This is a genomic window from Kitasatospora sp. NBC_00458 (assembly GCF_036013975.1).
In the GTDB taxonomy this organism is placed as follows: Bacteria; Actinomycetota; Actinomycetes; order Streptomycetales; family Streptomycetaceae; genus Kitasatospora.
This window is the reverse complement of sequence record NZ_CP107904.1, coordinates 7,522,539-7,542,894: the sequence shown is the minus strand read 5'-3', so window position 1 is coordinate 7,542,894 and position 20,356 is coordinate 7,522,539. Positions and strand designations below refer to the sequence as shown.

The 20,356-nt window shown below is 73.9% G+C and carries 17 protein-coding genes; 4 read left to right on the top strand and 13 right to left on the bottom strand.

All coding sequences use genetic code 11. The features are described from left to right. Window positions 1-12 precede the first annotated feature (12 nt). From OG550_RS30805 to OG550_RS30795, 3 genes are all read right to left on the bottom strand, one after another. Window positions 13-258 (bottom strand): LapA family protein, encoded by a 246-nt coding sequence (locus OG550_RS30805; protein ID WP_327683066.1) that lies wholly within the window; start codon window positions 256-258, stop codon window positions 13-15. Window positions 259-412: 154 nt separating this feature from the next. After that, entirely contained in the window at window positions 413-2,194 is a 1,782-nt protein-coding gene (locus tag OG550_RS30800) for an ABC transporter ATP-binding protein (protein WP_327683064.1), read from the bottom strand. A gap of 55 nt (window positions 2,195-2,249) precedes the next feature. Then, complete coding sequence (locus OG550_RS30795; protein WP_327683063.1) at window positions 2,250-4,022, bottom strand: ABC transporter ATP-binding protein; 1,773 nt, start codon at window positions 4,020-4,022, stop codon at window positions 2,250-2,252. 272 nt (window positions 4,023-4,294) lie between these two features. Here OG550_RS30795 and OG550_RS30790 point away from each other — a divergent pair, with 272 nt between their 5' ends. Continuing rightward, window positions 4,295-5,158: an aldo/keto reductase gene (locus OG550_RS30790; RefSeq protein WP_327683061.1), complete on the top strand. Its 864-nt coding sequence runs from the start codon at window positions 4,295-4,297 to the stop codon at window positions 5,156-5,158. Between the two features lie 157 nt (window positions 5,159-5,315). Here the strand turns inward: OG550_RS30790 and OG550_RS30785 are convergent, their stop codons facing one another. Next, window positions 5,316-6,182, bottom strand: a complete 867-nt coding sequence (locus OG550_RS30785; protein ID WP_327683059.1) for a MarR family winged helix-turn-helix transcriptional regulator — start codon at window positions 6,180-6,182, stop codon at window positions 5,316-5,318. 475 nt (window positions 6,183-6,657) lie between these two features. Here OG550_RS30785 and fabG point away from each other — a divergent pair, with 475 nt between their 5' ends. Together fabG and OG550_RS30775 are read left to right on the top strand one after the other, a co-directional pair. Beyond that, window positions 6,658-7,425 carry a 3-oxoacyl-ACP reductase FabG gene (fabG, locus tag OG550_RS30780; protein WP_327683057.1) on the top strand — a complete coding sequence of 256 codons (768 nt, stop codon included), beginning with the start codon at window positions 6,658-6,660 and terminating at the stop codon, window positions 7,423-7,425. 231 nt (window positions 7,426-7,656) lie between these two features. Further along, on the top strand, window positions 7,657-8,697 hold the full coding sequence (locus tag OG550_RS30775) for a phosphatase PAP2 family protein (RefSeq protein WP_442906104.1): 1,041 nt from the start codon (window positions 7,657-7,659) through the stop codon (window positions 8,695-8,697). Here OG550_RS30775 and OG550_RS30770 read toward each other — a convergent pair. After that, window positions 8,648-8,836: an I78 family peptidase inhibitor gene (locus OG550_RS30770; RefSeq protein WP_327683055.1), complete on the bottom strand. Its 189-nt coding sequence runs from the start codon at window positions 8,834-8,836 to the stop codon at window positions 8,648-8,650. The two genes, OG550_RS30775 and OG550_RS30770, sit on opposite strands and share 50 nt — an antisense overlap. Window positions 8,837-8,943: 107 nt before the next feature. Between OG550_RS30770 and OG550_RS30765 the strand changes: the two genes are divergently transcribed. Then, window positions 8,944-9,216: a DUF6343 family protein gene (locus OG550_RS30765; protein ID WP_327683054.1), complete on the top strand. Its 273-nt coding sequence runs from the start codon at window positions 8,944-8,946 to the stop codon at window positions 9,214-9,216. A gap of 76 nt (window positions 9,217-9,292) precedes the next feature. Here the strand turns inward: OG550_RS30765 and OG550_RS30760 are convergent, their stop codons facing one another. The 8 genes from OG550_RS30760 to hpnD all read right to left on the bottom strand — a co-directional run bounded on the left by OG550_RS30760 (window position 9,293) and on the right by hpnD (window position 20,340). Then, window positions 9,293-10,702, bottom strand: coding sequence for an aspartate aminotransferase family protein (locus OG550_RS30760; protein ID WP_327683052.1), 1,410 nt, complete (start codon window positions 10,700-10,702; stop codon window positions 9,293-9,295). Continuing rightward, the gene (gene dxs, locus OG550_RS30755) at window positions 10,692-12,677 is read right to left on the bottom strand and encodes a 1-deoxy-D-xylulose-5-phosphate synthase (protein ID WP_327683050.1); all 1,986 of its coding nucleotides are present in this window, start codon (window positions 12,675-12,677) and stop codon (window positions 10,692-10,694) included. The genes OG550_RS30760 and dxs overlap by 11 nt, the downstream gene beginning before the upstream one ends. Window positions 12,678-12,823: 146 nt before the next feature. Continuing rightward, on the bottom strand, window positions 12,824-13,849 hold the full coding sequence (gene hpnH / locus OG550_RS30750) for an adenosyl-hopene transferase HpnH (RefSeq protein WP_327683048.1): 1,026 nt from the start codon (window positions 13,847-13,849) through the stop codon (window positions 12,824-12,826). A gap of 2 nt (window positions 13,850-13,851) precedes the next feature. Beyond that, window positions 13,852-14,544, bottom strand: coding sequence for a phosphorylase family protein (locus tag OG550_RS30745; RefSeq protein ID WP_327683046.1), 693 nt, complete (start codon window positions 14,542-14,544; stop codon window positions 13,852-13,854). Then, on the bottom strand, window positions 14,541-16,634 hold the full coding sequence (gene shc, locus OG550_RS30740; RefSeq protein WP_327683044.1) for a squalene--hopene cyclase: 2,094 nt from the start codon (window positions 16,632-16,634) through the stop codon (window positions 14,541-14,543). Before shc ends, OG550_RS30745 begins: the two co-directional genes overlap by 4 nt. A 7-nt stretch (window positions 16,635-16,641) precedes the next feature. After that, window positions 16,642-17,730, bottom strand: a complete 1,089-nt coding sequence (locus tag OG550_RS30735) for a polyprenyl synthetase family protein (protein ID WP_442906103.1) — start codon at window positions 17,728-17,730, stop codon at window positions 16,642-16,644. A 155-nt stretch (window positions 17,731-17,885) separates the two neighbouring features. Continuing rightward, entirely contained in the window at window positions 17,886-19,322 is a 1,437-nt protein-coding gene (hpnE, locus tag OG550_RS30730; RefSeq protein WP_327683042.1) for a hydroxysqualene dehydroxylase HpnE, read from the bottom strand. A gap of 160 nt (window positions 19,323-19,482) precedes the next feature. Then, window positions 19,483-20,340 (bottom strand): presqualene diphosphate synthase HpnD, encoded by an 858-nt coding sequence (gene hpnD / locus OG550_RS30725; RefSeq protein WP_327684268.1) that lies wholly within the window; start codon window positions 20,338-20,340, stop codon window positions 19,483-19,485. Window positions 20,341-20,356: the final 16 nt, after the last annotated feature.

Below are 20,356 nucleotides of genomic sequence, written 5' to 3'. Positions count from 1 at the left end.
CCGGTGCGGCGGTCACCGCCCGCTCCGGCCCTTCAGCAGCCACCCCAGCGCGCCACCGGCGAGCAGGGTGGCCAGCAGGGCGATCCAGAGCGGCGCGGTCACGGTGAAGACCCAGAACTGGATCTTCACCCTTTCGAGATTGGCGAACAGGAACCACACCGCGAGCACGACGATGACGGCGATCCCGATGTACCGGGTGGGGATCCCGCCGATCTCACTGCGCTTGGTACCGGACGAACCGTCTGAAATCTTGGTCACAGGCGAAGTCTGCGGGCGAATGGGCGGGTTTGCCCGGCTACGCGCCCGGGAGTAACCCGCACGGGGCAACCTCGCCCGCACGGGTTTACCGCCCGTCACGCCCCGCCCACCGCGGTGCGCCCGCCGCCCCCGCCACCCCGGCGAGGGCCCCCGGTCAGTCCGAGGACGGCTCGTCGCGCCAGGAACGCCAGAGCGCCGCGTACGGACCACCGGCCGCCACCAGCTCCGGGTGACTGCCGTACTCGCTGATCCGCCCGCCCTCGACCACCGCGATCACGTCCGCGTCGTGCGCCGTGTGCAGCCGGTGGGCGATCGCGATCACCGTCCGCCCCTCCAGCACCTTGGAGAGCGAACGCTCCAGGTGCCGGGCGGCCCGCGGATCCAGCAGCGAGGTGGCCTCGTCCAGCACCAGGGTGTGCGGGTCCGCCAGCACCAGCCGGGCCAGCGCCAGCTGCTGCGCCTGCGGCGGGGTCAGCGCCGCTCCGCCCGAGCCGACCTCGGTGTCCAGCCCGGCCGACAGCGCGTCCACCCAGTCACCGGCGTCCACCGCGTCCAGCGCACCGCGCAGCTCGGTGTCGTCCGCGTCCGGCGCGGCCAGCCGCAGGTTGTCACGGAGCGTGCCGACGAAGACGTGGTGCTCCTGGTTGACCAGCGCGACCTCGGAGCGGACCCGCTCGGCCGGCATCCGCGACAGCGCGGCCCCGCCCAGCGTCACACTGCCCCGCCCCGGTGCGTAGATCCCGGCCAGCAGCCGCCCCAGGGTGGACTTGCCCGCGCCGGACGGCCCGACCAGGGCGACCCTGCTCCCCGGGGCGACGTCCAGACTGATGCCGTGCAGCACGTCGGCGCCCTCGCGGTAGCCGAAGCGGACGTCCCGCGCCTCGACCCGCCGACCGTCCGGCCGGGCCGCCTCGTCGCTCTCCTGCTCGGGCACCTCCCGCACCCCGACCAGCCTGGCCAGCGAGGCCTGCCCGATCTGCAGTTCGTCGTACCAGCGCAGGATCAGATCGACCGGGGCGGTCAGCGCCTGGGCGTAGAGCACCCCGGTGGTCAGCTCGCCGACGGTGATCCAACCCCGGAGGGTGAACAACCCGCCCAGCACCAGGGTGCCGAGCACGGCCAGCGTGTAGACCGCGTCGATGGTCGGGAACCAGGCCGAGCGCAGCCAGAGGGTGTACCGCTCCCAGGCGATCCAGTCCGCCAGCTTGCGGTCGGTCAGCCGGACCCGCTGCTCGCCGAGGCGCAGCGCCTCGACCGTCCGCCCGGCGTCCACCGTCTCGGCCAGCACGGAGTTGACCGCCGCGTACCCGGCCGACTCGTTGCGGTAGGACTGCGGAGCCCGCCGGAAGTACCAGCGGGAGGAGGCCAGCAGCAGCGGCAGGCCGATCAGCGAGGTGAGTGCGAGCAGGGGCGAGGTGGCCGCCAGCGCGCCCAGCACCAGCAGCAGCGACACGATCGCCACGGCCAGCTCCGGCACCGCCTCGCGGACCGACTTGTCCAGCCGGTCGATGTCGGTGGTGCCGCGGGAGACGAGGTCCCCGGTGCCGGCCCGCTCCAGCACGCCGGTCGGCAGCGCCACCGAGCGGACCAGGAAGTCCTCCCGGAGGTCGGCGAGGACCCGCTCGCCGAGGACGCTGCCGCGCAGCCGCGACCACCAGGTGAACGCCGACTGCACCACCAGCGCCAGCAGGTACCAGGCGACGGCGACGGTGACGGTCTCCCCGGCGGTGCCGGTGGCCAGCGACTCGACCAGGGTGCCGAGCACCCAGGGCCCGACCAGCCCGGCCGTGGTGGCCACCGCGTGCAGCCCCACCACGGCGGAGAACCCGCCCCGGTGGCGTCTGGCCAGCAGCCGCAGGTAGGACCGCACGGCGGCCGGGGAGCCGACCGGGAGGGTGGTGGCCGGCCCCTGCTCCTGCTGGACGGGGGGCTTCATGGGGTTCTCCTCAGCTGTTCTCGGACGTCGGCTCGGTGGCGGCGGGCTGCCGGGCTCACACCGCCTCCCGCACCGGCGCCGGCTCCTCCGCACGGGTGACCACGGCCCGGTAGCCCGGCTCGGTCCGCATCAGCTCGCGGTGGCGGCCGGCGGCGGCCACCCTCCCGTCGCGGACCAGGACGACCCGGTCCGCCTGGTCCAGCAGCAGCGGGCTGGTCGCGAAGACCACCGTGGTGCGCCCCTCGCGGTTGCGGCGCAGCCCGGCCGCGATCCGGGACTCGGTGTGCGCGTCCACCGCGCTGGTCGGCTCGTCGAGGACGAGCACCGGCGGGTCGGCCAGCAGCGACCGGGCCAGTGCCAGCCGCTGCCGCTGCCCGCCGGACAGCGAGCGGCCGCGCTCGGTGATCTCCGCCCGCATGGCGTCCCCCCGGCAGTCGGGCGAGCCGTCGACCAGGGCGTCCAGGACGTCCTCGGCGCAGGCCGCGGCGAGCGCGTCGGCGGGTTCGACCCGCCCGGAGGCGGGGATGTCGAACAGCCCCGCCAGGGTGCCGGAGAGCAGGACCGGCTCCTTGTCGTGGACGAGGACGGCGGCCCGCGCCTCGGCCAGCGGCACGGCGTCCAGCTCGACGCCGCCCAGCCGGACGGACGGCCCCGGCGGCTCGTCCTCGGCGGTCGGGACGTGCCCGCCGAGCCGCTCGGCCAGCGCGCCGGCGAAGTCGGGGTCGCCGCAGACCACGGCGGTCAGCCGGCCGGCCGCGGCGGTCAGCCCGGTGGCCGGGTCGAACAGGTCGGACTGCGCGGGACCGGTGAGCCCGGAGTCGGGGGTGCCGGCGGTCCGGTCGAGCGAGAGCACCCGGACGGCCCGGCCGGCCGAGACCCGGGCCACGCTCCAGGCGTGCGCCGCCTCGCCGAGGATCCGCAGCGGCGCGGCGAGGTAGGCCGTCGAGCCGTAGACGGCGACCAGGGTGCCGACCGAGATCCGCCCGGTGGCGGCCAGGTGGGCGCCGTACCAGGTGATGCCCACCACGAACAGGCCGGGCAGCAGCACCTGCTGGGCCTGCATCAGGGACCAGATCCGGGCCGAGCGGACGGCCGCCGCGCGGACCTGCTGGGAGGCGGCCCGGTACCGGGCGAGGAAGAGCTCCTCGCCGCCGATGCCGCGCAGCACCCGGAGTCCGGCGACCGTGTCGGCGGCCAGCTCGGTGGCCTTGCCCCCGAGCGCGCGCTGTTCCGTGTAGCGCCGCTCGAACGGGCCGAGCAGCGGCCAGACCGAGGCGGCCAGCACGGGCACCCCGAGCAGGACGGCGAGCCCGAGCAGCGGCTGGGTGACCAGCACCGCCGTGCTGACGGCCAGCCAGACGAGGACCGCGCCGCGCAGCCGGGCGACCAGCTCGACGTACCAGCCGATCTTCTCGACGTCCCCGCTGCCGACCGCGACGATCTCGCCGGTCGCGATCCGCCGGGACAGGCCGGCGCCGAGGCGGGAGGCCTGGCGGGCGACGAGCTGGCGGACCTGGGTGGCGGCGTGGATCCAGTTCCAGACGGCCTGGCGGTGCAGCAGGACGGTGCCCACCGAGGACAGCGCGGCGAGCCCGAGGGCGATGCCCCCGGCGCGCCAGAGGCCGGCGGCGTCGCCGTCGACGGCGGCCTGGATGCCGAGGCCGACCGGCACCGGCAGGGCCGCCTGGCCGCCCATCTCCAGCAGCGACCAGCAGGTGGCGAGCACCTGCCCGCGCCGCTGGCCGCGCTGGAGCCAGCGCAGGAAGGCGAGCGGGGAGGAGAGTTCGGGACGGCCGGGATCGGCCAGGGGGAGGGTTTCGAGCGGCATGACGCTCCGTTGCGGGGCGGTGCGGGCGGCGGGCTCGGGGCGGCCGGTACGGTCACGGCCGTGGGTCGGTCAGGAGGTCATGGCAGCGAGCGTGCCAACTCCGGTGTGACCCACGCAACAGGTTTTCCGGCGGCACCCGCCCCCGGCACGGACCATGCGCACGCCGGTACCAGGCGTCGGAAAATTCTTTTCCGGAACGGGAACATTCCCGGCGGCCCACCGGTTTGCCCCATCGGAACCCCAAGGACGACCAGGAGAGGGCACTCCTTCCCGTGAGCAACATCCCCACCGTCACGCTCAACGACGGCTCGCAGATCCCGCAGCTCGGCTTCGGGGTCTGGCAGGTGCCGGACGCGGAGGCCACCCCCGCCGTCCGCGCCGCCATCGAGTCCGGCTACCGCTCGATCGACACCGCCGCGGTCTACGAGAACGAGACCGGCACCGGTCAGGCGATCACCGAGGCGCTCGCCGGCGGCCTGGCCCGCGAGGACCTCTACGTCACCACCAAGCTGTGGAACTCCGGCACCCGCGACTGGTCCGGCGAGCAGGGCCGCGACGCGGTGCTGCGCGAGTTCGACGCCTCGCTGGCCCGCCTGGGCCTCGACCGCATCGACCTGTACCTGATCCACTGGCCGCGCCCGATGCACGGCAGCTACCTCAACGTCTGGAAGGCGTTCGAGCAGCTGCGCGCCGACGGCCGGGTGACGTCGATCGGCGTCTCCAACTTCGGACCCGAGCAGCTCACCCGCCTGCTCGACGAGGCCTCCGTGGTGCCGGTGCTGAACCAGGTCGAGCTGCACCCGTACTTCCCGCAGGACGAGCTCCGCGCCTTCCACGCCGAGCACGGCATCGCCACCGAGGCCTGGAGCCCGCTGGGCCAGGGCAAGGAGCTGCTGGCGGAGCCGGCGCTGGCGCGGATCGCCGGGAAGCACGGCCGCACCGTCGCCCAGGTGGTGCTCCGCTGGCACCTGCAGAGCGGGATCATCGCGATCCCGAAGTCGGTCACGCCGTCCCGGATCAAGGAGAACCTCGACGTCTCCGGCTTCGAGCTGGACGCCGAGGACCTCGCCGCGATCGCCGGCATCGCCACCGGCAAGCGGATCGGTCCGGACCCGCAGGAGTTCGACTGGAACTGACCGTTCCCGGTCCGGCCCCGCGCCACGGCGCCCCCGGACGCCGCAGGCCGCTCTCCCCTCTTCCGGGAGAGCGGCCTGCGCCGCATCGACATGCACGAACCGTCGACGGCCTTCGATCCGCTGGCGAATCGTTTTGGCTGAAGCTCGAAAGCGAAAGCTACAGCCTGGCCGCCTTGGCGATCAGGGCCAGTGCGGCCTCGTGCTCGTGCTCGTCCAGCGGATCCAGCAGCAGCTGCTGGACCCGGGCCACGCCCGCGGCCGAGCGGTGCAGCAGGTCCTGCCCCGCCGGCGAGAGCGAGAGCAGGTTGCGCCGCCCGTCCGAGGGGTCGCGGCGACGCTGCACCAGACCGCGCCGGACCAGCCGGCTGACCATCTCGGCCATCGTGGCCTTGTCCAGCGAGGCCAGCTCGCCGACCGTGCGCTGGTCGGCGCCCGGCTCCAGCTCCAGTGCGTCCAGCACCGCGTACTGCGGCGCCGTCAGCTCCGAACCGACGTGCTCCGTCCAGAGCTTGGTGTGCACCTGCTGGCTCACCCGGATCAGGTAGCCGATCGCCCGCTGGGCGTCCAGCATCGGCCGCGCGTCCGTGAGGACCGCGACCTGAGCCGGTTCCAGCCTGGCTATCTTGGCCATCACACGGACGATCTCCAGCTGCTCCTCCGGAGTGAGCGGCTCGAAGAGCGTGCGCTGCACGCGGACCACTCCGCCGGTGGCCTCACGAACAGCCTGGGCGCCGCTCTGCGAGAGAGCGAGCAGCTTGCGCCGGCCGTCGGCCGGGTCACGGCGCCGCAGCACCAGGCCGCGCCGGACCAGCCGGGCGACCATCTCGGCCATCGTGGCCTTGTCGAGCGAAGCACGCTCCCCGACCGTCCGCTGGTCAGCGCCCGGTTCGAGGGCGAGGACCAGCAGGACCGCGAACTGCGGAGCCGTGAGATCGGCTCCGACGTGTTCGGACCACAGACGGGTGTGGACCTGCTGTGCAACGCGGATCAGGTGTCCGGGCGACTGCTGCAGTCGCGCGGACACACGGGTCGTCGGGATCTCCCCCAGCACCATGTATCCGTCCCGATGTCACACCCGGTGTGTGTGGGACACCCGGGTGGGGCAGTAACGGCGAGTGGGCGTCCCGCTATGAGGGAGGGCGCTCCAGCCGTGCAGCCGGTGGCTGCTGGCGGACACTATACAAACGGCAGGCCCTCGCTGGCAGGCAGGGGCGGATAGTAGACGCAGGTTCGGCAACATTGGCATATTTACGCGCCGCGCCGACCCGGCGGTAACCCGTTCGCAGGAGAAAGCCGACCGGTCGGTCCTTACCCTCGGTCACCTGCATCTTCGGCCCTGACAGCGCCCCTTACCCACCGGTAGGGTGTGGCCACCCCGGGAGCTCCCGCCCCGCCGGAACACCCCGAACGGCCCTCCGGGGTCCCCGAGTGGCACCTGTGAGGTCCCTGGGAGAACCCTGGGAGTCCGCGAGCGACATCCGAGAGAGACGAGAGCGAGCATGACCGAGCAGAGCACCGCCCCCCGAGTCGCCGTCGTCACCGGCGCCGCGCGCGGCCTGGGCGCCGCCACCGCCGTCCGGCTGGCCGCCGACGGCTACGCCGTGGCCGTCCTCGACCTGGAGGAGGCCGCCGGCCGGGAGACCGTCGAGCGGATCACCGCCGCGGGCGGGCGGGCCGTCGCCGTCGGCGCCGACGTCTCGGACGCCGCCCAGGTCCAGGCCGCGGTCGACCGGATCACCGCGGAGCTCGGCGCCCCGGTCGTCCTGGTCAACAATGCGGGCGTACTCCGCGACAACCTGATCTTCAAGATGACCGAGTCCGACTGGGACACGGTCATGAACGTCCACCTGCGCGGCGCCTTCCTGATGACCCGCGCGGTCCAGAAGCACATGGTGGACGCCGGGTTCGGCCGGATCGTCAACCTGTCCTCCTCCTCCGCCCAGGGCAACCGCGGCCAGGCCAACTACTCGGCCGCCAAGGCCGGTCTGCAGGGCTTCACCAAGACCCTCGCGATCGAACTCGGCAAGTTCGGCATCACGGCCAACGCGGTCGCCCCCGGATTCATCGCCACCGACATGACCGCGGCCACCGCCGCCCGGGTCGGCATGGACTTCGAGGACTTCAAGCGCGCCGCCGCCTCCCAGATCCCGGTCCAGCGGGTCGGCGTGCCCGAGGACGTCGCGAACGCCATCTCGTTCTTCGCCGGCGAGGCCGCCGGATTCGTCTCCGGCCAGGTCGTCTACGTGGCCGGCGGCCCGCTCGACTGAGCGCCGAACCTACCCAGGGTTACCACGGAGTGGGAACCGGCGCGGCCGGTCTCCCACTCCGTCCGTTTTCCCGGCCGCCGGGAAATCCCGCTCGACGACCAGACGGGCATTCGATCCTGAAACGCCGGTGAATCAGCCCGAAACAGCCTGTTTGTCATCAGTCCGCGGCATTGCCGGGGAATTCCGAATTCCGTCGGGAATCACCCCGAGCCGGTGGGTATGGTCACCGGCGTGCAAGCGCCGAGTGAACTCCCGGAGAACCTGACCACCACCCGCCGCGAGCGCCCGCGCCCCACCCGCGAGCCCGCCACCGGCCCGGCCGGCCGGCCGCCGCTCGGCCGCCGGCAGGCCCTCCTGCTGGGCCTCACCGGCCTCGCCTACCTGCTGGTCGTCGCCGGGGTGCTGCTCGACACCGCCCTGGTCGACCTGGACTGGGCGGTCCGCCTGGCCCGGCCGTACGAGCGCTGGCCCGGCCTGGAACCACTGCTCGACGACTGGGTGGTGGCCGGCCAGCGCGGTCCGTCCGCCGTCGCCGCCTTCGGCTGGCTCGGCTGGCGCGCCCGCCGGCTGGGCCGGATCCGCCCGCTGCTGGTCACGGGCGCCGCGCTGCTGCTGCTCAACCTCACCGTCGGCACGGTCAAGATCGTCACCGGCAGGCTGGGCCCGCACTACGCCCACTACGTCGGCTCCCCCGAACTCTTCTCCGGCGGCACCATCTTCCCCTCCGGACACACCGCCAACGCCGTGGTCACCTGGGGCGTGCTCGCCTACCTCGCGGCCCGGTGGCGCCGCACCGGCGCGGTGCTCGCCGGAGTCACCGCCTGCTCGGTCGGCCTCACCACCGTCTACCTGGGCACCCACTGGGTGACCGACGTGCTGGCGGGCTGGGCGGCCGGCCTGCTCGTCCTGCTCTCGCTCCCGCTGCTGGAACCGCTGGTGCTCGCGGTCGAGCACCGCCTCGGCCGGCTGCGGACGGCCCCGGACCCCGCCCCGGCCGGTCACACCGACGGGACCGGGCACCGCGACCGGGCCGAACCCGCCGCCCCGGACCGCCACACCGACCAGGCCCACCACACCGACCAGGCCCACCGGTCCGACCAGGCCGAACGCCGCGACCAGGCCGGTCACACCGACCGCGCCCGGCCCGCGAACCGGCCCTGCCCGCCGGGCCGGTCCCACCGACCGGACCGCCCCGGCCGGACCGCCCCCGCCCGGGGCCCGGCTACCCCTCCCAGCTGCGTACCACCACCCCGTCGCGCACCGCGAGGTTGAGCCGCCCCTCCCGGTGGTCCATCGTCATCGCCGCCCCCTGCGCGAGCACCCGCACCGAGGCCCACCCGTGCCGGCGGGCCAACTCCTCGGCCCGCTCCACCCGCAGCCCCGCGTAACCCTCCGCGTCCTGGTCCGACATCGCCCCTCCCCGGCTCGCATTGCGGACGTACGCTGGAATCGTAGACCGCCCCCGCACGGGCGGTACGGAGACCCGGCCGCACCGGACGGCCCGGGAGGTGACCACGGATGCCCGCCACCACGCCGCGCCCCCGGCGCAGCGGCACCGAGCCCGCCACCGCCCGCAGCGACCTCAAACTGCGCTACCTGCTGTCGCTGACCTTCACCCCGCTGTTCGCCCTGGCCACGGTGGCGTTCGCGGTCTGGGCCGCGAACGCCCCGGAGTTCGGTGCGCCGAGCCGGTCCACCCTGACCGGCTTCGCCGTGGCGTGCGGAATCCTCACCCTGTTCGCCGTCGTCGATCTCGTGGTCGTCATCCGGCGCCGCCGGACCGAGCTCTGACGCGGTGTCTCCCACGGAGTGGGAAGCCGGCCGCCCGGCCTCCCGCTCCGTGACACGCGCCCCGGCCGGCCGCGGCTCAGCGGTTGGAGACCGCCTGCTTGACCAGCGTCCGACCGAAGTCCCACATCAGACCGCTCCCCCGGTGCGCGTCGTCCATCACCTCGGTGAAGGCGTCCATGAACCGGTCCACGTCCTGCGCGGTGATGATCAGCGGCGGGATCAGTTTGATCACTTCCAGGTGGTCCCCGGACACCTGGGTGAGGATCCGGTGCCGCTGGAGCAGCGGGACGACGACCATCTGGGCGAACAGGCCCTTGCGCGCCGCCTGCAGCGCCGTCCAGCCGGTCCTCAGCTTCAGCGACTTCGGCCGGCCGAACTCGATGCCGATCATCAGCCCGCGCCCGCGGACCTCGGCGAGCAGCTCGTAGGTGTCGACCAGTGCCGTCAGCCGCTCGCGGAAGTACTCGCCCACCTTGGCGGCGTTCTCCACCACCCGCTCGTCCCGGACGACCTCCAGGGTCGCCAGCCCGGCCGCCATCGCCTGCGCGTTGGAGCCGAAGCTGGCCGAGTGGACCAGCACCCGGTCCATCGAGGAGTACACCTTCTCGAAGATCCAGCTCTTGCCGAGCGTGGCGCCGACCGGCACGTAGCCGCCGGAGAGCGCCTTGGCCGCACAGACCAGGTCGGGCAGCACGCCCTCCTCGGCCTGGTAGGCGAAGAAGTCTCCGGTCCGCCCGATGCCGGTCTGCACCTCGTCGCAGATCAGCAGCGCCTTGTGCTCGTGCAGCAGGTCCTGGGCCGCGCGCAGCCAGCCCGGCGGGGTGGCCTGCACCCCCTTGCCCTGGATCGGCTCGACGATCAGGGCGGCGACGTCGCCCCGCTTCAGCTCCTTGGCCAGCGCTCCCAGGTCCCCGAGCGGGATGGCGGTGTCCGGCAGCAGCGGGTCGAAGCCCTTGCGGAACCCGCTCTCGCCGTTGACCGAGAGTGACCCGGTGGTGAGTCCGTGGAAGGCGTGGTCCGCGAAGAGCACCCGTTTCCGGCCGGTGGCGTACCGGGCGAACTTGAGGGCCGTCTCCACCGCCTCGGTGCCGCTGTTCCCGAAGAAGACCCGGTCCAGCCCGGGCGTGTGGGACAGCAGCCGCTCGGCCAGCAGGCCGGGCAGCGGCGAGCAGTCGAAGCGCACCAGGTCGGGCAGGTCGAGGTCCATCACCTGCTGGATCGCCGAGCGGACCACCGGGTGGTGGCGGCCGAGCGCGAAGATGCCGAAGCCGGCCAGCATGTCGAGGTACTCGTTGCCCTCGGCGTCGTAGAAGTACTGCCCCTTGGCGCGCTCGTAGTACTTGTCGAAGCCGATGGTGTGCAGCATCCGCGACAGCTGCGGATTGAGGTAGCGGCTCTGCAGCTCGTACCGCTCGCCGCCGCGCTCGGCGAGCAGGGCGGCGAGGTCGAAGCGCGCTTCGGTGCGGTCGTCGGGGTCAGCCGGCATGGTGCTGGTTCGCTCCTCGGTTCGGAAGTCCTCGGTTCGGTGGCCCTGGGTCCGGTCGCGCGGGGTCGGCCGCTGCCGGGTCCGCCGGCACCCGGTCCCGCAGCAGGTTCTTGGCGAAGGCGGCGGTCTGGGCGGCGACCCCGGTGCCGGTCAGCCCGGTCTCCTCCAGGATCTCGCCACGGGCGGCGTGGCCCAGGAACTCCTGCGGCAGGCCGAGCACGCGGACCGGGACGTCCACGTCGGCGTCCCGCAGCGCCTGGGCGACGGCCGTGCCGACCCCGCCGGCGCGGCCGTTGTCCTCGACGGTGACGACCAGCCGGTGCGCCGCGGCGAGGGCCGGCAGCGCCGGGTCGACCGGCTTGACCCAGCGCGGGTCGACCACCGTCGCGGTGAACCCCTCGGCGAGCAGCAGCCGGGCCGCGTCCAGTCCGGCCGCGGCCGTGGTGCCGACGGCCACCAGCAGGATCTCCGGCCGCTCCGAGGTCCGCAGCAGGACGTCGACGCCGCCGATCCGCTCGACCGCCGGGACGGCCGGCCCGATGGTCGCCTTCGGGAAGCGGACCACGGTCGGGGCGTCCGCGACGTCGACCGCCTCGCGCAGCTGGGCACGGAGTTCGTCGGCGTCGCGCGGCGCGGCGAGCCGCAGGCCGGGGACGACCTGGAGGATCGACATGTCCCACATGCCGTTGTGCGAGGCGCCGTCCGGACCGGTCACCCCGGACCGGTCCAGCACGAAGGTGACGCCGAGCCGGTGCAGCGCGACGTCCATCAGCACCTGGTCGAAGGCCCGGTTCAGGAAGGTCGCGTAGACCGCCACGACCGGGTGGAGCCCGCCGGTGGCCAGGCCGGCGGCGCTGGTGACGGCGTGCTGCTCGGCGATGCCGACGTCGAAGATCCGGTCCGGGTGGGCCTTGGCGAACTTGGCCAGGCCGACCGGCTGGAGCATCGCGGCGGTGATCGCCACCACGTCCGGCCGCTCCGCGCCGATGGCCAGCATCTCCTCGCCGAAGACGGACGTCCAGGAGACCCCGCCGCTGGGCGAGGTCGGCAGGCAGGTGTACGGGTCGATCGGGTTGACCGCGTGGAAGCGGTCCGCCTCGTCCTGCTCGGCGGGCCCGTAGCCGCGGCCCTTGACGGTCAGGCAGTGCACGATCACCGGGCCGCCGAAGCCGCGCGCCTTGGTGAGCGCGGACTCCAGGGCCGCGAGGTCGTGGCCGTCGATCGGGCCGAGGTACTTGAGGCCGAGGTCCTCGAACATGCCCTGCGGGGCGAAGGCGTCCTTGAACCCCTTCTTGGCGCCGTGGAGCGCGTCGAAGATCGGCTGGCCGACCACCGGGGTGCGCTGCAGCGCGTCCTTGCCCCAGGAGAGGAACCGCTCGTAGCCCCGGGTGGTCCGCAGGGTGGCGAGGTGGTTGGCCAGGCCGCCGATGGTGCGGGCGTAGGAGCGCTCGTTGTCGTTGACGACGATGACCAGCGGGCGGTCCTTGGCGTCGGCGATGTTGTTGAGCGCCTCCCAGGCGAGGCCGCCGGTGAGGGCGCCGTCGCCGATCACCGCGACGGTGCTCCGGTCGTGCTGGCCGAGCAGCTGGGCGGCCTTGGCCAGGCCGTCGGCGTAGGACAGGGCGGTGGAGGCGTGCGAGTTCTCGACCAGGTCGTGCTCGGATTCGGCGCGCGACGGGTAACCGGAGAGTCCGCCCTTGGAACGGAGTTTCGAGAAGTCCTGGCGACCGGTGAGAAGTTTGTGCACGTAGCTCTGGTGTCCGGTGTCCCAGACGATCCGGTCGTACGGGGAGTCGAAGGCCCGGTGGAGCGCGATGGTCAGCTCCACCACGCCGAGGTTCGGGCCGAGGTGGCCGCCGGTCCTGGTGACGGCGTCGATCAGGAAGTCGCGGATCTCGTCGGCCAGCCGGGGCAGGTCGGCGGCCGGGATTCTTCGCAGGTCCGCCGGGGACGTGACGCTGGAGAGCAGTGACATGGGTACACCTCACGACTCGGAGCGGTGCGGTGGTACCCCCGCCGGGCCGGGTGCCCGGGCCCGGACGGGGTTGGCCCGGCCCGGGCGCGGCGGCCCGGGCCGGACGGGGCGGCGCGGCGGTTGCGCCGGCCGCCGACGGTGTGCGGTCAGCGGCTGCGGCCGGAGCCGATGGTGTCGGTCATCGCCCGCAGCGACTCCTTGAGCGAGCCCATGGTGGCGAGGACGGCGGTCGGCTCGTAGCCGCAGTGCGCCATGCAGTTGGAGCAGCGGGCGTCCTTGCCCCGGCCGTACTTGTCCCAGTCGGTCTTCTCGATCAGCTCGCGGTAGGTCGGCACGTACCCGTCGGCCATCAGGTAGCAGGGCCGCTGCCAGCCGAACAGCGAGTAGTTGGGAATGCCCCAGGCGGTGCACTCGAAGTCGACCTTGCCCTCCAGGAAGTCCAGGAAGAGCGGGCTGTGGTTGAGCCTCCAGCGCCGCCGGTTGCCGCCGGCGAAGGTCTTGCGGAACAGCTCCCGGGTCTGCTCGACGCCGAGGAAGTGCTCCTGGTCGGGCGCCTTCTCGTAGGCGAACGCCGGGGAGATCATCATCTCGTCGACCTTGAGGTCGTCGTTGAGGTAGTCGAGCACGTCGATGATGGTCTGCGGGGTGTCGGTGTTGAAGAAGGTGCTGTTGGTGGTGACCCGGAAGCCGCGCCGCTGGGCCTCCTTGATCGCCTCCACCGCCTCGTCGAAGGTGCCCTCCTTGGCCACCGAGGCGTCGTGCCGCTCCCGGAGGCCGTCGATGTGCACGGTGAAGGTGAAGTACGGCGAGGGCGTGAACTTGTCGAGCTTCTTGCGCATCAGCAGCGCGTTGGTGCAGAGGAAGACGTACTTGCGTCGTGCGACGAGCTGGCGCACGATCTCGTCGATGTGCGGGTGCATCAGCGGCTCGCCGCCGGCGATCGAGACCATCGGGGCCCCCGACTCCAGCACCGCGCCGACCGCCTGGGCGACCGGCATCCGCTGCTTCAGCACGCCTGCCGGGTGCTGGATCTTGCCGCACCCCTCGCAGGCCAGGTTGCACGCGAAGAGCGGTTCGAGTTCGACGATCAGTGGGAACTTGTCGCGCCGCTTGAGCTTCTGCTGCATGAGGTAGGTGCCGACCCGCACGGTCTGGCGCAACGGCATGGCCATGGCTAGCTCGCCTCCTGGGGGAGCGTCGAGGGTGTGGGGTGGTTGAGGGTGCCGGGCGACGGTCGGCCCGGGTACGGCCGGTTCTCGCGGTGCCAGTCGACCAGCGCGGGGACCGTGGCCCGCAGTGCCCGCCAGGCCCGGACGCCGGCCGGCAGGGTGCCCGGGCGCAGCAGCTCGCGCTCGGGGGTGTCGACCACGACCCGCAGCACCGCGGCGGGCAGGGCGGGGCGCAGTTCGCGGAGGGCGGCCAGTACCGCGGCGGCCTCCATGTCGACGGCCAGTGCACCCTGGAGGTGCAGGGCGCGGCGCTCCAGACCGCGGACCACGTGGTCCGCGGTGTGGTGCACGCCGGTGTGGACGCTCAGGCCGCGTGTCCTGAGCGCCCGGCCGAGCTCCGGGGCGGAGTCGACGGCGAAGTGGTTGCCCTCCGCGTCGCGCACCCCGTCGGCGACGATCACCTCCCCGGGCGTCACTCCGGGGGCGACGGCGGCTCCGAAGCCGACCACCACGACGGCCCCGTAGCCGCCGGGGGCCGCGGTGAGCAGCCGCCGGACGGCGAACGAGGCCCGCCGCCGTCCGACGCCGGTGCGGACCAGGACCGGCGGGCCGCCGGCCGAGCCGCGCCAGTCCCCGCCGCGCAGGGCCCACACCTCGGGGCCGAGCGCGCAGAGGACGAGCAGCGGGGCAGGCTTCACCGGGACGCCCCGATCGCCGGGGCACCGGGGGCGAACCGGCCGGTGGCGGGGCTGCCGTGCACGTACCGTCCCAGTGCGGTGACCGGGAAGACCAGCCGGTACAGGTGGTAGTTGATGGAGAAGTCCCACGGGAAGCCGGTGCCGGTGAACTGCGGTTCGTCCCAGGTCCCCTCGGGGAGCTGGGTGCGGACCAGCCAGTCGACGCCGCGCTCGACGGCCGGGTTGGCCCGGCCGTCCGGCCCCTCGTCGGCCGCGAGGAGCGCCATCAGCGCCCAGGCGGTCTGCGAGGCGGTGGACTCCCCGCGCCCGGCCCAGCGCGCCGGGTCCTCGTAGGAGCGCATGTCCTCGCCCCAGCCGCCGTCGGTGTTCTGCCGGTCCTCCAGCCAGCGGACGGCGCGGCGGATCGCCGGGTGCTCGGCCGGGACGCCGGCGGCGACCAGCGCGGGCAGCACCGAGCCGGTGCCGTAGATGTAGTTGGTGCCCCAGCGGCCGAACCAGGAGCCGTCGGCCTCCTGGTTCTTCAGCAGCCACTCGACGCCGCGCCGGGTGCGCGGGTCCCGGGCCTTGCCGACCTCGGCGAGCATCTCCACCACGTGGGCGGTGACGTCCGCGGACGGCGGGTCGACCACCTCGCCGAAGTCGCAGAACGGCAGCTTGTTCGGCAGGGTGCTGGTGTTGTCGACGTCGAACGCGCCCCAGGCGCCGTTCTTGGACTGCATCCCGAGGTTCCACCGGACGCCCCGGTCGACCGAGCCGCCGACCTTGGCCGGGTCCGGGTGGGCGACCCGGCAGAGCGCGAGCACCACTTCGGCGGTGTCGTCGATGTCCGGGTAGGTGTCGTTCTCGAACTCGAAGGCCCAGCCGCCGGGGGCCAGCGAGGGCCGCTGGACCGACCAGTCGCCGCGCCTGGTGATCTCCTCGCCGACCATCCAGTCGACGGCGGAGACCAGCGCGGGGTGGTCGGCCGGCAGGCCCGCGTCGGCCAGCGCGATGGTCGCCAGGCAGGTGTCCCAGACGGGGGACTGGCAGGCCTCCAGCCAGCGCCGGCCGTCCTCGGTGTGCACCGTGAACCGGTCGAAGGAGGAGAGGCCGGCCCGCATCACCGGGTGGTCGAGCTCGTAGCCCTCCAGGTGCAGGGCGATCAGCGAGTAGACGGCCGGCGGCTGGATGCCGCCCCAGCAGCCGTCGGCCTCCTGGCGCTCGACGATCCAGCGGCAGGCCTGGGCGACGGCGAGCTTGCGCAGCGGGCGCAGGGCCCGGCGGTGGTAGGCGTGCAGCACCTTGTCCAGGCGTTCGAAGACGCCGTCCCAGGTGGTGGCCCGGGCGAGCGGACGGAGCGGGTACGGGTCGTCCGGGTCGGTGTGCAGCTCGGTGAGCGGGAAGGGGGCCGGGCGCACCGGCCGGTGGGCGGACACGACGGTCAGCGGGACGATGGTCTGCCGGGCCCAGCAGCCGAAGGCGTAGATGTTCAGCGGCAGCCACTTCGGCAGGAAGATGATCTCCGGTGGCATCTCGGGCAGCCGTTCCCACGGCCACCAGCCGAACAGCGCCAGCCAGATCCGGGTGAAGACCCGGGCTCCGGCGATCCCTCCGGCGGAGCGGATCCAGCGGGCGGCGGCCATCATGTGCGGCGCGCCGGGGTCGTCGCCGGCCAGTTTGAGGGCGACGTAGGCCTCGACGGTGGTGGAGATCTCGGCCGGTCCGCCGTGGAAGGTGGACCAGGTGCCGTCCTCCCGCTGCTGGGAGCGGATCCATTCGGCGGTGGCCTTGGTCTGCTCCTCGGTCCGGATGCCGAGGAACTGCCGGAGCAGTAAGTCCTCGGCGTCCATGGTGACGTTGGTCTCCAGGTCGCCTTTCCACCACCCCTCGGAGCTCTGTAGGGAGAGCAGGTGGGTGGTGGCGCGGGCCAGGGCCTCCTCGGCGGAGGCGGGCCGTTCCTGTTGCTGGTCGGTCCGGCCGGCCTGGCGGGCCGGCGCGGACCCTTCGGGCTGCCACCGCCCGGCGCTCAGCAGCGCCGGGGGGAGGTCGCCCACCGCGACCGGCTCGGAATCGTACTCAGGGTCGAGCCGGCCGTCCGCGGTTGCTGTCAACGTAACGTCACCTCTCTCGTACCACCACGAATTCGGCGAGTGCGACGAAGTGCTCGCGCACCCCGTCGGGCATGGGCACCTCGTCCAGGGCGGCGAGGGCAGTTGTGTGCTGGCGGCGGGCCTCCTCCCGGGTCCAGTCCCGTCCGCCGGCCTGCTCGATCAGGGCGGCCCGGGCTGCCAGCTCGGTCTCGCTCTCCTCGCCGCGCCCCTTGGGGTCGGCGAGCTGCCCGGCCAGTTCGCGCGAGGCGGCCCCGCCCTCGGCGAGCGCGGCCGCGACCGGCAGGGACTTCTTGCGCTGGCGCAGGTCGCCCCAGTGCGGCTTGCCGGTCACCTCGGTGGCCCCCCAGATGCCGAGCAGGTCGTCCACCGCCTGGAAGGCCAGGCCCAGGTGGTGCCCGTAGCGCTGGAGGGAGTCCGAGACCCGGTCGTCGGCCCCGGCCAGCACGGCGCCGATCGCCGAGGCGGCGGCGAGCAGGGCGGCGGTCTTGCCGCCCTCCATCTCCAGGCACTCGGCGACGGTGACGCTGTCCCGCTGCTCGAAGGCGACGTCCATCGCCTGCCCGTCGATCAGTCGGCGGGTCGCGGTGGTGAGCAGCCGGACGGCGCGCGCGGCGTCGGCGGGGCTCGCGCCGCCCGCGGTCGCGGCGTCGAGCAGCACCTCCGTACCGAGCGTCGCCAGGGCGTCACCGACCAGGATCGCCTGGGCCGGGCCGAAGACCGTCCAGGCGGTGGCCCGGTGGCGTCTGGTCTCGTCACCGTCCATCAGATCATCATGGAGCAGGGAGAAGTTGTGCACCAGTTCAACAGCGACACCGCCCGGCACACCGGCCTCCGCCGGGGCTCCGACGGCCCGGGCGGAGAGCAGGGCCAGGGCCGGGCGGACGGCCTTGCCGCCGTCCCCCGCCGCCGGTGTGCCGTCCCGGTCGATCCAGCCGAAGTGGTAGGCCGCGACGGTGTCCATCGGTGCCGCCAGACGGGCCACGGCGGCCCGCAGCGGCGGGGTACAGAGCGTGCGGCTGCGGTCGAGCAGCTCCGGCACCGAAACCGGTTCGGCGTGCGCCGTGCCTCCGACGGCAGTGCCGGTGCGTGACTCCACGTGCGTTCCCTCTCCCTGGTGGTGCCGGGCCGCGTGGGACGGCCGGGCGCTGGCGATGTCTGTGCGGCCGGTCGGACCGGTGGGGCCGCCGGGACCGGAGGCGTGACCGCCCGGTCTGGCGGGGTCCCCGGGGTCGCCGCCGGGCGTGCCCCTGGTCACCTGGGCCACCTCCCGTCGCCGCGGTCCGCCGGAAGGCGGCGGCCGTCGGCGGCGAGGGCCGCGTCGGCGGCGGCGTGGCCGCTGCGCACGGCGCCCTCCATGGTCGCGGGCCAGCCGGTGGCCGTCCACGCGCCGGCCAGCAGCAGGCCGGGGACGCCGGTGCGCGGGCCGGGACGCAGGGCCGCCGTCCCGGGTGCCGGGTCGAAGGTGGCGGTGCGCTCGCGGGTCACGAAGAAGTCCAGCACCTCGGCGCCGCCGGCGGCGGGGAGCAGCCGGGCCAGCTCCGGGAGGTAGCGGTCGCGCAGCTCGGCGACCGGCAGGTCGATCTCGTCCTGCGCGGCGGACTGCGAGAGCGCCAGGTACTGGGCGCCGGGGTGGGCCCGGCCGAGGCCGGTGCCGGCCAGGCCGGAGTGCGCGGTGCGGTCGAAGACCCACTGGATCGGCGAGCCGAGCGCGGCGAAGAACGGCTTGCGCAGCACCTGCCGGTCGTAGACCACGTGCACGTTGAGGATCGGCTCGGTGCCGAACCCCGCCAGCCGGGCCCTCAGGGCGGTCGCCTCCGGCGGCAGCAGGGCGGCGGCGGTGTCCTGGGCGCCGGCCAGCACCACGGTGTCGGCGGCGAGCGGCTCGCCGTCGCCCTCCAGCCGGACGGCGTGCTGCGGCGCGGCCGGCTTGAGCTCCGCCACGCGGGCGCGCAGCAGGACCTTCACCCCGGCCCGCTCCAACTCGGCGAGCGCCCGGTCGTGGTGGATCGCGCCGAGCGGGACGGTGGCCATGCCGATGTCGGAGGCGCCCGGGTCGGAGAGCAGGCCGGTCTTGAACACCATCGCGGCCAGGGCCAGTGACACCCGGTCGGCCCGGGCGTTCAGGGTGGCGACGCCGACCAGGTCCCAGAGGGCGGCCAGGGTCCGCTCGTTCTGCCCCTGGCGGCGCAGCCAGTCGCCGAAGGAGACGTCGTCCAGCGCCGGGTCGGCGAGGTCCAGCCGCTGGAGGGCCAGCGCGCCGCGGACCACCCGGGCGCGGTCGGCCGGGCGCAGGTGCGGGTACCGGGCCAGGCTGCCCGCCAGGTGCAGCGGGACGGGCAGGGCCGCCCGGCCGAGCCGGCCGAGCGTGCGGACCGGCGCGCCGGGGGGCCCGGAGACGCCCAGGACGGGGACGTCGAGCCGGTCCTGGAGGTGGACCAGCCCGCCGGCGCCGAGCCGGTCCAGCAGGCCGCGGTAGGCGGTGCAGCAGCGCAGGTAGACGTGCTGGCCGTTGTCGACGGTCAGCTCGCCGCGCTGGAAGGAGAAGGCCAGGCCGCCCAGCCGGGGGCGGCCCTCGGCCAGCGTGACCCGGTGCCCGGCCTCGGCCAGCCGCAGCGCGGCGGTGATGCCGGCCAGGCCGCCGCCGACCACGACGGCGGCCGGGCGCGCGGCATCGGCTCGCCCGGTCATCGGCTCTCCCCCTCGCGTCCGACGCGCCGCCCGTTCGTGGCCGGCACGCCCGTGGTCATTGCGGTCGTGGTCCGTTCGGTCGCGCCGAACACAGCGGTCAACACGGCTCTACCCATAAGTGATTCCCCGCTGACACAGCGTGACAGAACTGTGGCAAGAATCAAGAACGCCCCCCGGCGAGCCCGGAAAGCGCGACGTACGCCTTCTCCCAGCCCGGCAGCGAGACCCGGCCCCGCAGGACCGACTCCGGATCGGCGGCGATCCGGCCGAGCAGCCGGTGGTAGATGCCCGCCATCGCGGCCGTGCACGCCCGGCTGCGGCGGTCGAGCATCGGCAGCAGCCGCAGGCCCTCCTCGAAGGCGGCCTGGGCCCGGGCGGCCTCGAACGCGATCAGACCGGTGAAGTCGGCCCCGACCGGCGGCCTGGAGAGCGCGAAGCCCTCCTGGCAGCCGAACCGGACCAGGTCCTCGGTCGGCAGGTAGGTCCGGCCGTTCAGGGCGTCCTCGCGCAGGTCGCGGAGGATGTTGGTGAGCTGGAGGGCCAGGCCGAGGGTGTCCGCGTAGCGGGCCCCGCGCTCGGGGTCGTCGCACCCGTACACGCCCAGCGAGAGCCGGCCGATCGCGCCGGCCACGCACCGGCAGTAGACCTTGAGCTCCTCGTAGGACTGGTACTCGGCGCCCTTGAGGTCCATCTCGACCCCGTCGATCAGCTCGTCGAAGCCGCCGAGCGGGATCGGGAAGCGCCGGGCGGTGTCCGCCAGGGCCACCTTGATCGGGTCGGTGTCGTCCTCCGCCACCGAGCCGGCCCGGACCTCGTCCAACAGCTCGCGGGTGCGCAGCAGGGCCTCGGCCTTGCGGTCGCCCGGGAGGTCGCCGTCGCCGATGTCGTCCACCCGGCGCGCGAGCGCGTAGAGGGCCGACATGGCCAGCCGTTTCGGCTCCGGCAGGAGCCGGATCCCGTAGCTGAAGTTGCGGGCCTGCAGCCCGGTCACTGCCTCGCAGTACCGGTACGCCGCCATGACCGGCGCCGACGCC